At 35.6% G+C, this 14066-nt stretch carries 12 protein-coding genes; 10 read left to right on the top strand and 2 right to left on the bottom strand.

Features of this window, described 5'->3' with window-relative positions; translation table 11 throughout:
• Window positions 1-40 precede the first annotated feature (40 nt).
• The 3 genes from ACNO7W_RS05695 to ctlX all read left to right on the top strand — a co-directional run bounded on the left by ACNO7W_RS05695 (window position 41) and on the right by ctlX (window position 3292).
• Complete coding sequence (locus ACNO7W_RS05695; RefSeq protein ID WP_143387611.1) at window positions 41-1324, top strand: citrate synthase; 1284 nt, start codon at window positions 41-43, stop codon at window positions 1322-1324.
• Window positions 1325-1389: 65 nt separating this feature from the next.
• On the top strand, window positions 1390-2304 hold the full coding sequence (locus ACNO7W_RS05690; RefSeq protein ID WP_143387610.1) for a dimethylarginine dimethylaminohydrolase family protein: 915 nt from the start codon (window positions 1390-1392) through the stop codon (window positions 2302-2304).
• A 52-nt stretch (window positions 2305-2356) separates the two neighbouring features.
• On the top strand, window positions 2357-3292 hold the full coding sequence (gene ctlX / locus ACNO7W_RS05685; protein WP_144064348.1) for a citrulline utilization hydrolase CtlX: 936 nt from the start codon (window positions 2357-2359) through the stop codon (window positions 3290-3292).
• Window positions 3293-3346: 54 nt separating this feature from the next.
• Here the strand turns inward: ctlX and ACNO7W_RS05680 are convergent, their stop codons facing one another.
• A complete protein-coding gene (locus ACNO7W_RS05680) occupies window positions 3347-3976 on the bottom strand; it encodes a MarC family NAAT transporter (RefSeq protein ID WP_143387712.1) in 630 nt (209 codons plus the stop codon).
• Between the two features lie 159 nt (window positions 3977-4135).
• On the opposite strand from ACNO7W_RS05680, the gene ACNO7W_RS05675 reads away from it, so the two are divergent.
• Window positions 4136-4501, top strand: coding sequence for a CoA-binding protein (locus ACNO7W_RS05675; RefSeq protein ID WP_143387710.1), 366 nt, complete (start codon window positions 4136-4138; stop codon window positions 4499-4501).
• Window positions 4502-4654: 153 nt separating this feature from the next.
• On the opposite strand, the gene ACNO7W_RS05670 is transcribed toward ACNO7W_RS05675, so the two are convergent.
• Entirely contained in the window at window positions 4655-6163 is a 1509-nt protein-coding gene (locus tag ACNO7W_RS05670) for a sodium:solute symporter (protein ID WP_417937367.1), read from the bottom strand.
• Window positions 6164-6284: 121 nt separating this feature from the next.
• Between ACNO7W_RS05670 and recR the strand changes: the two genes are divergently transcribed.
• From recR to ACNO7W_RS05640, 6 genes are all read left to right on the top strand, one after another.
• The gene (gene recR / locus ACNO7W_RS05665) at window positions 6285-6905 is read left to right on the top strand and encodes a recombination mediator RecR (protein WP_143387607.1); all 621 of its coding nucleotides are present in this window, start codon (window positions 6285-6287) and stop codon (window positions 6903-6905) included.
• A gap of 71 nt (window positions 6906-6976) precedes the next feature.
• Complete coding sequence (locus ACNO7W_RS05660) at window positions 6977-7768, top strand: polysaccharide biosynthesis/export family protein (RefSeq protein ID WP_144064350.1); 792 nt, start codon at window positions 6977-6979, stop codon at window positions 7766-7768.
• Between the two features lie 15 nt (window positions 7769-7783).
• On the top strand, window positions 7784-10252 hold the full coding sequence (locus tag ACNO7W_RS05655; RefSeq protein WP_417937366.1) for a polysaccharide biosynthesis tyrosine autokinase: 2469 nt from the start codon (window positions 7784-7786) through the stop codon (window positions 10250-10252).
• A gap of 23 nt (window positions 10253-10275) precedes the next feature.
• Complete coding sequence (locus ACNO7W_RS05650) at window positions 10276-11259, top strand: SDR family oxidoreductase (protein ID WP_417937365.1); 984 nt, start codon at window positions 10276-10278, stop codon at window positions 11257-11259.
• A 65-nt stretch (window positions 11260-11324) separates the two neighbouring features.
• A complete protein-coding gene (locus ACNO7W_RS05645) occupies window positions 11325-12716 on the top strand; it encodes a nucleotide sugar dehydrogenase (RefSeq protein ID WP_417937364.1) in 1392 nt (463 codons plus the stop codon).
• A gap of 323 nt (window positions 12717-13039) precedes the next feature.
• The gene (locus ACNO7W_RS05640; protein ID WP_143387603.1) at window positions 13040-13504 is read left to right on the top strand and encodes a UpxY family transcription antiterminator; all 465 of its coding nucleotides are present in this window, start codon (window positions 13040-13042) and stop codon (window positions 13502-13504) included.
• Window positions 13505-14066 lie beyond the last annotated feature (562 nt).

Below are 14066 nucleotides of genomic sequence, written 5' to 3'. Positions count from 1 at the left end.
GGTAAATTATTATTTTAAAAGTTTTATTTCCAATTATATTATGTCAAAAACAGCAACATTAGAAATAGATGGCGAAAAATTTGAACTTCCTATCATTGTAGGAACTGAAAATGAAGTTGCTATCGATATTAACAAATTACGTGATTTGTCGGGTGCAATTACTATTGATCCGGGCTACAAAAATTCAGGTTCTTGTAAAAGCGAAATTACTTTCCTTGATGGAGAACTTGGGATTTTGCGTTATAGAGGGTATTCAATAGAAGATTTAGCTGAAAAGGCAGATTTTTTAGAAGTTTCTTATCTTTTAATTTTTGGAGAATTGCCAACTAAAGTTCAGTTAGAGCAATTTGAAAATGATATTAGAAAATATACTTTGGTCAACGAGGAAATGAAAAACATCATTGACGGTTTTCCAAAAACAGCTCATCCAATGGGTGTTTTAGCTGCTTTGACAAGTGCTTTGACAGCATTTAATCCAAAGTCGGTGAATGTTGAAAATGATAAAGAGATGTATGAAGCAGTTTGCAAAACCATGGGTAAATTCTTGGTAATTGCAACTTGGACGTACAGAAAGAGTATGGGGTATCCTTTAAATTATTATGATAATACAAAGGGATATGTAGAGAATTTCATGCGTTTAATGTTTGAATTGCCAACGGAGCCTTATAAAGCAAGTCCTGTTGTAATTGATGCATTAGATAGATTGTTTATTCTTCATGCGGATCATGAGCAAAATTGTTCCACTTCGACAGTTAGAATGGTGGGTTCTTCTCATGCTGGATTATTTGCTTCAATATCTGCAGGAGTTTCTGCACTTTGGGGGCCTTTACATGGCGGTGCTAATCAAGCAGTACTTGAAATGCTGGAAGAAATCCACAAAAATGGGGGTGACGCTGAGAAATATATAGCTAAAGCAAAAGATAAAAATGATCCTTTCCGATTGATGGGATTTGGTCACAGAGTTTATAAAAATTTCGATCCAAGAGCGAAAATCATTAAAAAAGCGGCTAACGAAGTTTTGGCAACTTTAGGAGTGGAAGATCCAATTCTTGCTATCGCTAAGAAACTGGAAGAATCGGCTTTAGAAGATGAATATTTCAAATCAAGAAACTTATATCCAAATGTAGATTTCTATTCTGGAATTATTTACAGAGCATTAGGAATTCCTACAGATATGTTTACCGTAATGTTCGCCATTGGTCGTTTGCCTGGCTGGATTGCACAGTGGAAAGAAATGCGAGAAAATAAAGAACCTATCGGAAGACCAAGACAGATCTATACTGGTAGTCCTTTGAGAGACTTTGTCTCCTCTGACAAAAGATAAATTTCAATTCAAAAAGCTTCACTAATCTGTGAAGCTTTTTTTATATTTGCCAAAAGTGAAAATACATGCTAGCGTTACATATAAAGAATGAAACTTCAAGATTAAGGGTCGTAGTTTTAGGTTCGGCAATCAATAATGGGCCAACACCAAAGGCTGATGAAGCGTATGATCCAAAATCCTTAGAGCATATTTTAGCGGGTACTTATCCCAAAGAAGCGGATATGGTTGCTGAGATGGACGCCTTTAATAAAGTGCTGAAGAGATACAATGTGACTGTTTTTCGTCCGGAAATGATTGCCAATTACAATCAGATATTTACAAGGGACATTGGTTTTGTTATAGATGATATTTTTATTAAATCCAATATATTGCCCGACAGAGAACGGGAGTTAGATGCGATACACTATATTATTGATCAAGTTGATCCCAAAAAAGTCGTTCGCCCTCCAGAAGAAGTGCATATTGAAGGCGGAGACGTGATTTTGTGGAATGACTACATATTTCTTGGAACTTACAAAGGGAGCGATTACAAAGATTATATTACGGCAAGAACGAATGTGCAAGGAGTTCAATACATCAAAGAGTTATTTCCAAATAAAATTGTTAAAGAATTCGATTTAGTGAAATCAAAAATTGAAGCCCGTGACAATGCTTTGCATTTGGATTGTTGTTTTCAGCCTGTTGGTAATGATAAAGGAATTATTTACAAAAGTGGATTCCGCGAAGAAGCAGATTACATGTTTCTTGTGAATCTTTTTGGAAAAGAAAACTTGTTTCACATTACAAGAAACGAAATGTATCATATGAATTCTAATGTTTTTTCCATAGATACGAATGTTGTTGTTTCCGAAAAAAACTTTACCAGATTAAACAATTGGTTGCGAGCCAATGATTTTGTAGTGGAAGAAATACCCTATGCGGAAATTGCAAAACAAGAAGGATTATTGCGATGTTCTACCTTACCTTTAATTAGAGATTAAATTTACTTTAGAGACGCACTGCTATGCGTCTCTGCAAAAAAATAAATAAAAAATGAAACAGACAACAAATTCCATATTGATGATTCGCCCGGTGGCGTTTCGAATGAACGAACAAACGGCAGTAAACAATTATTACCAAAAAGTATTAGACGGACTTTTGCCGGCAACCGTAAATGCCAAAGCGCAACAAGAATTTGATGCTTTTGTTGAGAAATTAAGAGCAGTTGGTGTTGACGTTACAGTTGTTGACGACACTTCAAATCCAGATACACCGGATAGCATTTTTCCAAACAATTGGGTTTCTTTTCACGAAAACGGGGATGTAGCATTGTATCCTATGTTTGCCGAAAACCGTCGTCAGGAACGTCGTGAAGATATTTTGGATATTCTGGAAGACAACCGTTTTGTAATCAATAATATAATGGATTACACATCGGCTGAGGAAGATGGTTTTTTCTTGGAAGGAACAGGGAGTTTAGTTCTGGACAGAGCCAATGCGAAAGCGTATTGTGCTTTATCTCCCAGAGCTGATGAAGAATTGTTTATCGAATTCTGTGAAGATTTTGATTATGCACCCGTAATTTTTGAAGCTTTTCAAACAGTCGATTCGGAGCGAAAACTGATTTATCACACGAATGTAATGATGTGCGTGGGAGAAACTTTTGCGGTGATTTGTGCGGATTGCATCGATGATAAAAAAGAACGCAAAATGGTTTTGGAGAATCTAAAAGAAAACGGAAAAGAAATCATTCTGATTACCGAAGCCCAAATGAACAATTTTGCAGGAAATATGCTTGAAGTTCGTGGCGCAAATGATAAAAGATATTTGGTTATGAGTGCAGCTGCACATCAAAGTCTAACGCCAAAACAGATTGAACAACTGGAAAAACACGCTGAAATTTTAAGTTCCAGTTTGGATACTATCGAGGCTTGTGGCGGTGGAAGTGCCAGATGTATGATGGCAGAAATTTTCTTGCCTAAAAATTAATTTTTTAACTCTGACAAGGTTCTCAGCCTTGTCAGAGTTAAAAAAATGTTGTATTTATATTAAATTGCCTTTAATAATATTGATAATAGCACTAACAATATATTGAATTCCAATTGCAATTACGATAAAACCAACGATTCTCGATATTGCAACTATTCCGGATGCTCCAAGTATTTTTGCTAAATAATGGGCGCTTCTAAGAATAATAAAAATAGCAATAGCGATAGCAAGAATGGCCAGTGAAGATATGATAATATCGCTGGTTGCGTTGTGTTCCTGATAAAATGCGATAAGTAAAGAAATGGACCCGGGACCCGCAAGCATAGGAATCGCGAGAGGTGTCAAGGCAATATCATTTCTTTTTTGGGCATCGGTTTCCACTTTTTTATTAATGCCTCTTTTTTTATTGAACTTCCCTGAAAGCAATGAAAATCCGGAACTCACAATGATTATTCCCCCTGCAATTCGAAGCGCGTCAATGCTGATGCCAAAAAATATCAAAACATATTGTCCTATAAAAAAGGAGATTATCAGTATCGCAAAAACATTTATCGCAGTCCATAAAGAAATTCTGGAACGCTCCAGTTTAGTGTCGTCTTGCGTGAGACCAACAAATATAGGAACCGTTCCAATAGGGTTTAATACTGAAAAAAGGGCAACAAACAGGTAAATAAAAAGATCCATGTTATTCTGATTTAATGCTGCAAAAATACTCTTTTTTTTTGCGCTATGAAAGGTGCAAATGTTAGGATATTGTTTTGATTGCTTTTGTAACTAAACCTAATAATTGCTAAACTCATGAACCTTTTTGATTACTTTTGCAAAATATAATTACATAAAATGATAAAAAATAAAAAAACGCTGGTTCTTGGAGCTTCAACAAAACCGAGCAGATATTCTTTTTTAGCAATTGAAAAATTGGTTAATAAAGGGCATTCGGTTCTTGCCATAGGTCAAAATGCAGGTGAAGTGGCAGGAATAAAAATCCAAACTAAAGCTATTCCATTAAAAAATATCGATACAGTTACTCTTTATTTAAATCCTTTACGTCAGCGTGATTACTACAATTATATCGTTGAGGCACAACCAAAACGTGTTATTTTTAATCCGGGTACTGAGAATCCGGAGTTCTTTCAATTGTTGAAATTAAATGATATCAAAGTCGAGATAGGGTGTACGCTGGTTATGTTGGCAACCAATCAATATTAGTTTTTTTGGAGCTATTTACTTCGTCAGTTCGCTTCGCTCGTGTCAGCTGTTCGCTATATCTTTCCCGTCCTGAACTTGTTTCAGGATCCTGAAACAAGTTCAGGACGGGAAAGGATGCCGCTGCCTCCCGAAACTTCGGGATGGGCTAAAAATCTAAAACCGCGTTGTTGAAGTGGCGTTCTTGCTAATCAATAACAATCCAAGAAAAGTGATTAGTCCGTTTACGATAATCAGTTCGTTGTCGAATACATATCCAAAAAACAATGCTTTCGAATTTTCGCTGATAAGGAAAGTTACAGCAGGAGATAAGAAACAAATTATAGGAACAAATTTGTCTTTAACAGTCTTTGACTTTAAAAACAATCCAAAACAATACAACCCTAAAAGCGGACCATACGTATAGGAAGCAACCCTAAAAATCATTCCTACTACAGAGCTGTCATTGATCGCATTAAAGAAAACAATTACCAGAAACATCAAAAACGAAAAGGCAATGTGAACAAAATGTCTGGTTCGTACTATATTTGGTTTGTTTACATTTTCTGCTTTATCCATTCCTAAAAAATCAACACAAAACGAAGTCGTAAGTGCCGTTAAGGCGGAATCTGTTGTGGCAAAGGTAGCCGCTGTCAATCCCAACAAGAAAATAACCGAAGGGATTAATGCCAAATGATGAAAAGCAATTTCTGGGAAAAGTAAATCGGTTCTGGGTTTTCCGGTAACTAAATCGGTTGGCACTTCAATTCCGTTTTTATTGGCATAAATATAAAGTAAAGCACCCACGCTAAGGAAAAAGATATTGATAAGTACAAATATTCCAGTGAAAGTAAACATGTTTTTTTGGGCTTCGCCAATGTTCTTACAACTCAGGTTTTTCTGCATTAAATCCTGATCGAGACCTACCATGGCAATGGTTACAAAAATTCCTCCAAGAATCTGTTTCACAAAATGAAATTTACTCGATACAAAATCGTCAAAGAAGAATACTTTAGAATAATTGCTGTTTTTTACTTCCTCAAAAGCTTCAAAAATATTCAGATTTAAACTGCTGCAAATAAAGAAAATCGTTAAAAAGACAGAAGAAACTAAGAAAAAGGTTTGTAAAGTATCTGTAATAATAATGGTTTTTAATCCACCTCGATACGTGTAAGCAAATATTAAAGCCAGCGAAATCAAAACCGTAAAAGCAAACGGGATTCCATAAAAATCAAAAACATAACGTTGCAAAACGATCACAACCAGATACAATCTAAAGGAAGAACCAATCGTTCTGCTGATTAGAAAAATAGTCGCTGCTGTTTTGTAGGAATAAATTCCCAACCGCTGTTCGATATAACCATAAATCGAAGTCAAATTCATTCGATAATACAATGGCAACAGCACTTTTGCAATAATGACAAAACCAATAGCATTTCCTAAGACAAACTGGAAATACTTAAATTGTTCGCCGCTTGGTGCGCCCACTTCTCCCGGAACCGAAATAAAAGTCACTCCGGAAAGTGCCGTTCCAATCATCCCAAAGGCTACCAAATACCATCTTGAGTTTTTATTGGCTTTAAAAAACGCATCATTTCCACTGTCTTTTTTGCTTACAGCATGAGAGATGTAAAATAAAATTCCAAAATAAACGATTATAAGTAGTAGAATGGTGCTGGGGGTCATTTTTCGAGTTTAAAGTGTCTAAAATACGATTTTTTGTTTAATCGTTTTATTTGATTAACTGTTTTATTCGTTTAACCATTTAACCGAATAAACAAATAAACAAATTACTACATTTGCATTTATGGAATTTTCTTCTAAATTAATAGAAAAAGCAGTCAATGAAATGTCTCAGTTGCCGGGAATTGGTAAACGAACGGCGCTGCGATTGGTGTTGCATTTATTGAAACAGCCCAAAGAACAAACGGGTTTTTTGTCGCAGGCTTTGGTCGCTATGCGGGAAGATATTAAGTATTGCAACAGTTGTCATAATATTTCGGATAGTGTGCTGTGTGAAATTTGTGCCAACAAAAGCAGAAACCACCAAATCATTTGTATCGTAGAAGATATCCGCGACGTAATGGCTATCGAAAATACAGGTCAATTTAGAGGAATTTATCATGTTTTGGGAGGTAAAATTTCGCCTATTGACGGCGTTGGACCCAGTCAGTTAAATATTACTACATTGGTCGAAAAAGTAAAATCAGGAAGCGTAAACGAAATCATTTTTGCTTTAAGCTCCACCATGGAAGGCGACACCACTAATTTTTATATCTACAAACAAATCGCTGATTGCGAAATAATTATATCGACAATTGCGAGAGGAATTTCGGTGGGTGATGAACTGGAATATGCTGATGAAGTTACCTTGGGAAGAAGTATATTGCAAAGAGTTCCTTTTGAAAAGTCTTTTAAAAATAATTAATCCATTTAATGAATAGCGATGCTTTTTAAATCGTAAATGAAAAGCTATATTTGTCTTTAAAAATATTGAAAATGAGCAAATCTGTACTCTATTTGTTGCTAATTATTAGTGTGATGGTTTCTTCTTGTATTCCAACCCAGGATTTAATTTATCTTCAGAAAAAGAATAACTCACAAGAAGGAACTTCTATTTCTGCAGTGGAATCAAAGCCTTACAGATTGCAAACTAATGATGTTTTGAGTATCACCATAAAAGCAATAGATCCAAAATTAGCAGCTATTTTTAGCCCTACAAATGAAGGTGTTTCTGGGGGTAAATCAGAGTCAGGATTGTATTTTGATGGTTTTACGGTGGATGATCATGGGAATGTCAGAGTTCCGGTTTTGGGAGAGTTAAATGTTATTGGTTACACCCTGGATGAAATAAGAGTCAGAATTGAGAAGCAATTATTAGCGGAATATTTCAATACCGAAGCTAATATTTTTGTGACCGTAAAATTAGCGGGTTTCCGATATACTATCAATGGAGAAGTGGGGAGTACAGGAACTAAAACTTTATTTCAAGAACATGTAACTATCATGGAAGCTGTTGCAAATTCGGGAGATATTACTATAACCGGAAACAGAAAAGCGGTTACTGTCATGAGAAAAACGCCCACTGGAGTTCAAATGCAGGATTTAGACCTTACAGACATAAATGTGATGCAATCGCCTTATTATTATTTGCAACCAAATGATTATATCTATGTAAAACCACTCAAACAAAAAACTTGGGGAACCGGAAAAACAGGAATAGAATCGCTGGGAACCATTATTACACTGTTATCATTGGCAACAACTACCTATTTACTATTAAAAAACTAAAACAGAATTCAAAAAATGTTAGATATAAAAGATTTTTCGATTTTTGAAAACCAAGTAAGTTTTGACTTTAAGGGATTCTTGATAAAAATCGGAAGTTATTGGAAATGGTTTTTGCTGAGCTTATTAATCACTTTCACGATTGCCTATCAAGTAAATATTCGTAAAGCAAAAATTTACGGTATGGAAACGCTTATTTCTGTAAAGGAAGAAAGTAATCCTCTTTTTACCTCTAATACCAGTTTGGTTTTTAATTGGGGTGGAACTTCAGATCAGGTTCAAACCATTTCAACTACGTTGCAATCCAGATCTCATAATGAGTTGGTTGTTGATAAGCTGCAATATTATATTAACTATTTAGTTCAGGGAAAATACACTCTTGAAGATGCCTATGGTGCTGTTCCTTTCTATGTAACTATTGATAAATCAAAAGGTCAATTAGCAGGAAATCTGATTAGGATTAAATTTTTGAGTGAAAATGTATATGAAATCAGAATTCCTTTTGCAAATCAAAAGGCGCCATTAATAACGTATTCTAATAATTCATACAGCAATACTGCTGTTGAAACGGGTGATTTTGTAAAAAGATATACCGTAGGAGAGCAGGTAGCATTACCTTTTTTAAATTGGAAATTGCAAATAAAAGACAATCCAGGTTTTTATAAAGGGAATGAATATTTTGTACGGTTTAATGATTTTGACGGGACAGTATCTTCATACAAAGGGATAAATGTTAAATCAGATGATAAAGGGGGGTCTATAATTACCTTGGGTATGCAAGGAACTAATAAAGCGAGAATGGTTGAATATTTGAATTCGACTGTAAAAATGCTTATAAAAAGACAATTGGACAGCAAAAATCAATTTGCAACTAATACCATTGCGTTTATAGACAGCACATTGGTTACAATGGAATCCCAACTAAAGGAAACAGGAAATGAACTGAAATCATTTAGAAAAGATAAAAACATCTATGATATAGAAGAGGGCGGAGCTAAGTTTTCGGATAAGATTCTGGAGTTTGATGTCAAGAAAGACGAAGTTACGCGTAAACTGGCCTATTATAATTCATTAAAAGCATACTTAAAGAATAGTGTTGACTATTCTAAACTTCCAGCGCCATCAGTGGCTGGGATTGAAGATCCTAATGTTGTTGTAAATGTTTCAAAATTGATTGCTTTGTCTACCCAAAGATCTGAAATGGCTTATGCGGTAAAAAGTGACAAGATATTCAAGGATTTTGACAATCAGATGGAAGCTGTTAAAAAAGTGCTGTTAGAAAACATAGCAACGGCAAAAGCCTCTTTGCAGTATGATTTAGCAATGGTTAGCAGTAAAATTAATGAAACGGAAAGCACTATAAAACAACTTCCGGAAGACCAGCAAGAGTTAATAAAAATTAAAAGAAAATATGATTTAAGCGACAATATTTATAGCACATTTCTTCAAAAAAGAAGTGAAGCCGATATTGTTAAAGCAGCAAATTTGTCAGATATTCATTTTATCGACCCGGCAAAGGATGTTGGTGGTGGGCTTATTGGACCAAAAACATCCGTAAATTATGTGTTGGCATTGTTTCTGGGGATATTGTTTCCGTTACTTTTTGTATTTGCCATTTTCTTTGTCAATAATTCGATTCAAAATACGGAGGATATCAGTAAGCTGACACAAATCCCTTTAATAGGAGTCGTTGGACTGAGTAAAGATGACACTAATTTAGCAGTATATGACAAACCTAAATCGGCTTTATCTGAATCCTTTAGAGCCATTCGCTCTTCACTTCAGTTTTTATATAAACAGCAAAATGTGGGCGGAGCCAAGACACTAATGATAACGTCATCGGTGAGTGGTGAAGGGAAAACATTTTGTTCTGTAAATATTGCAACAGTATTTGCGTTAAGCGAGAAAAAGACAGTAGTAATTGGTCTTGATTTAAGAAAACCTAAGCTGTTCACTGAATTTAATTTGTCCAATGAAGTTGGAGTTGTAAATTATCTGATTAAGCATAAAACAGTTGATGAAATCATAAATCACACTCACATTCCTTTTCTGGATGTTATTCTCTCCGGGCCAGTTCCCCCTAATCCGGCTGAGATGATTATGAGCGAGGGAATGAAAGAGTTAATTGATGAATTAAAGAAGAAATACGATTATATTATATTGGATACACCGCCAGTTGGTTTGGTATCCGATGCCCTGGAATTAGCCCAGTATTGTGATGTTACTTTATATATTGTGAGACAGAATTTTACTAAAAAAGAAATGATTACGCTGCTGAACAACAGAGTGAAGCGCGGAGAGTTGAATAACACCAGTATTATTTTGAACGGGTTTGAGAATAAAGCTAAATACGGTGCAGGTTACGGGTACGGATATGGTTATGGTTACGGATACGGAACCTATTCCAGTGGGTATCATGAAGAGGACAGGCCCAAAAATATTTTTGAAAAAGTAGTGGATAAATTTCGTAAAAAACAAACGAAGTAATTGATTGTTCTAAATTAAAAAAGATGATAGAGGAAATAAAAAGTACCATATTAATTACTGGAGGTGCAGGATTCATAGGTTCTAATCTTTGCGAATATTTTTTGTCTAAAGGACATGACGTGGTTTGTTTGGATAATTTTGCGACAGGATACCGACATAATTTAAAGGATTTTATCAATAATCCGAATTTTCGTGTAATCGAAGGAGACATTCGTAATGCCACTGATTGTCAAAATGCGGTAAAGGGAGTAGATTATGTGCTGCATCAGGCAGCTTTAGGTTCCGTACCACGTTCTATAATTGATCCGGTTACTACCAATGATGTCAATGTTTCTGGTTTTTTAAACATGCTCGTGGCTTCTCGTGATGCCAAAGTAAAACGATTCATATATGCGGCCAGTTCCTCGACTTACGGGGATTCCGTTGGATTGCCAAAAGTAGAAGCCGTAATTGGGAAACCACTCTCTCCTTATGCAATAACAAAGTATGTAAACGAATTGTATGCAGAAAATTTTAGCAGAACGTATGGTCTGGAAACTATCGGGCTGCGCTATTTTAATGTTTTTGGAAGAAAGCAAGATCCTAATGGGGCCTATGCGGCAGTTATTCCAAAATTTGTAATGCAACTCATGCAATTGGAAAGTCCAAAAATAAATGGTGACGGAAACTATTCCCGTGATTTCACCTATATTGATAATGTGATTCAAATGAACGAGTTGGCGATGCTGGCAAAAAATCCTGAAGCAGTCAACACTGTTTATAATACAGCCTATGGGGATCGAAATACGTTAAACAATCTGGTTGATTATTTGAAAGAATTTTTGTCTGAATATGATCAAAGGATAGCGAATGTTGCAGTAGAATATGGACCGAATAGAGCGGGTGATATTCCACATTCTTTAGCAAGTATTGATAAGGCGAAAGCATTATTGGGGTATAACCCAAAATATTCCATGCAAGCAGGTTTGAAAGAAGCGATTAATTGGTATTGGGATAATCTTAAATAAAAAACCTTTTTTTGGAAAAAGGAGGTTGATGAAATAAAGTATATTTGCGAATTGAAAATTATAAAATGAAAATCACAAAAATTTGTTGCATCGGCGCTGGATATGTTGGTGGCCCCACAATGGCAGTTATTGCCCAAAAATGTCCACAAATACAAGTTACTGTAGTTGACCTGAATGAAGAACGCATAGCGGCTTGGAACGATGAAAATATAGACAATATTCCCATTTATGAACCTGGATTAGATAAAATTGTTGCAGAAGCCAGAGGAAGAAATCTGTTTTTCTCCACCGATGTGGAAAAAGCAATAGATGAGGCTCAAATCATTTTTATATCCGTAAATACGCCTACAAAGACCTATGGTAAAGGAAAAGGGATGGCTGCTGATTTAAAATATATTGAATTGTGTGCCAGGCAAATCGCCAATGTGGCAAAAGACAATAAAATAGTTGTTGAGAAATCAACACTTCCGGTACGAACTGCTGAAGCTATTAAAAGTATTCTGGACCATACCGGTAATGGGGTTCAGTTTCAAATTCTTTCTAACCCGGAGTTTCTGGCAGAAGGAACTGCAGTTCAGGATTTATTGAATCCGGATCGAATACTAATCGGTGGAGATCCTTCGGAAGAAGGACAAAAAGCGATACAAGCACTTGTTGGCGTTTATTCGAATTGGGTTACTGCAGATAAAATATTGACCACTAATGTATGGTCGTCAGAATTATCAAAATTAACTGCCAATGCCTTTTTAGCACAACGAATTTCTTCTATTAATGCGATGTCAGAGCTTTGTGAAAAAACAGGCGCTGACGTAAATGAAGTGGCCAAGGCCATAGGAATGGATAGCAGAATAGGACCGAAATTCCTGAAAGCATCGGTTGGATTTGGGGGTTCTTGTTTTCAAAAAGACATATTGAATTTGGTTTACATTGCAAAATCGTATGGATTGAACGAAGTGGCCGATTACTGGGAACAGGTAATTATAATGAATGATCATCAAAAGAGGCGTTTCTCCAATAATATCGTTCAAACACTTTACAATACCGTTTCTGATAAAAAAATATGCTTTCTGGGTTGGGCTTTCAAAAAAGATACTAATGATACCCGTGAATCGGCAGCCATTTATGTTGCCGATGATTTGATAAACGAGCATGCGAAAATTGCGGTATACGATCCTAAAGTGTCCAGAAAGAAAGTGCTGGCGGATTTAAATTATTTGGAAACCAGAGCGGCCTCAACCAATTCAGATCGTATTATGTCGTTTGATGATCCTTATGAAGCCTGTGCAGCCGCACATGCTATAGCGATACTTACTGAGTGGGATGAATTCGTTCAGTATGACTGGCAAAAAATATATGATTCCATGCAAAAACCAGCGTTTGTCTTTGATGGAAGAAACATCCTTGATGGTCCGGCTCTGGAAGCGATTGGGTTTGTTTATCAGGGGATAGGCTCATAAGTAAGGATACATTTATAGTATAATAACCCGTTGGGTGTAATTAGTTTTTGATGATAATTTTTCGTCAGTTCGAGTGATTTTCGATAGAAAATCGTATCGAGAACAAGAAAAATTTCATTAAAAACGATTCTCGATACATTTTTTGTTCCGTTTTACTGCACAAAAAACACTCGAATTGACGTTTTTAATAATTACACCTCAACGGGTTATAATAATAATTGATTTAAGAATCTACATGTACATTATTGTTTTTTATAAACAATACTCAAAAGAAAGTACAAATAAATAAAGGGTCATCTTTTTATTTTAATACAACACGTAAGATGAATTGGTATGTCGTTTATACAAAGCCTAAATGGGAGAAAAAAGTAGCGGAACAATTAAAAAAGTTTGGAATAGAATGCTACTGTCCTTTGATTACTGTAGTACGTCAATGGTCTGATCGAAAAAAAAAGGTGGAAGTGCCACTTTTTAATTCTTATGTTTTTGTTCAATTACCAGACACTGACCGAAATTTAGTGTTTCAGTCAGTTGGTGTAGTGCGTTATTTATTTTGGCTGGGGAAACCTGCAATTGTGAGGGATGAGGAAATTAATATCATTAAGAAAGGACTGGATGGACCCGATAGTTGTGAAGTTTCAGTAGTTCCGTTTCAGGTTGGTGACAAGATAGCATTGGATTCAGGGCCGTTTTCAACGCAGACGGCCATTGTTCAAGAAGTAAATAACACCCATTATGTACTTGTTTTGGAATCATTGGGATGTGTCTTGAAAATGAAATACAAATAAATACACACCCTATCCCGAAGCCTCGGGACTCTCAAGAGCTACCGTCTGGACACAAGTTTAAAATAGGACACAGATTAAAAAGATTTGCAGAGATTTTATGATATTATAAAAAAGACAGCCACGAATTTCACTAATTTACTCTAATTAATTCGTGAAAATTAGTGAAATTCGTGGCTAAAATTTCGTCTGAATATTTGTGTCCAGACGGTAGCTCTCAAGAGGGGAATGCGTATAGGTAAATTGAATGATTTTGTCTTTATATAGGATGTTCTAAAGTTCTAAAGGTGTTATGATAAAACACACCTCTAACCCGAAGCCTCGGGACTCTCAAGAGCTACCGTCTGGACACAGGTTTAAAATAGGACACAGATTAAAAAGATTTGCAGAGATTTTATGATATTATAAAAAAGACAGCCACGAATTTCACTAATTTACTCTAATTAATTCGTGAAAATTAGTGAAATTCGCGGCTAAAATTTCGTCTGAATATTTGTGTCCAGACGGTAGCTCTCAAGAGGGGAATGCGTATAGGTAAATTGAATGATTTTGTCTTTATATAGGA

This window comes from Flavobacterium sp. ZB4R12, from assembly GCF_048276375.1.
GTDB classification, from domain to species: Bacteria; Bacteroidota; Bacteroidia; order Flavobacteriales; family Flavobacteriaceae; genus Flavobacterium; species Flavobacterium gawalongense.
This window is presented reverse-complemented; position numbering and strand designations above follow the sequence as displayed.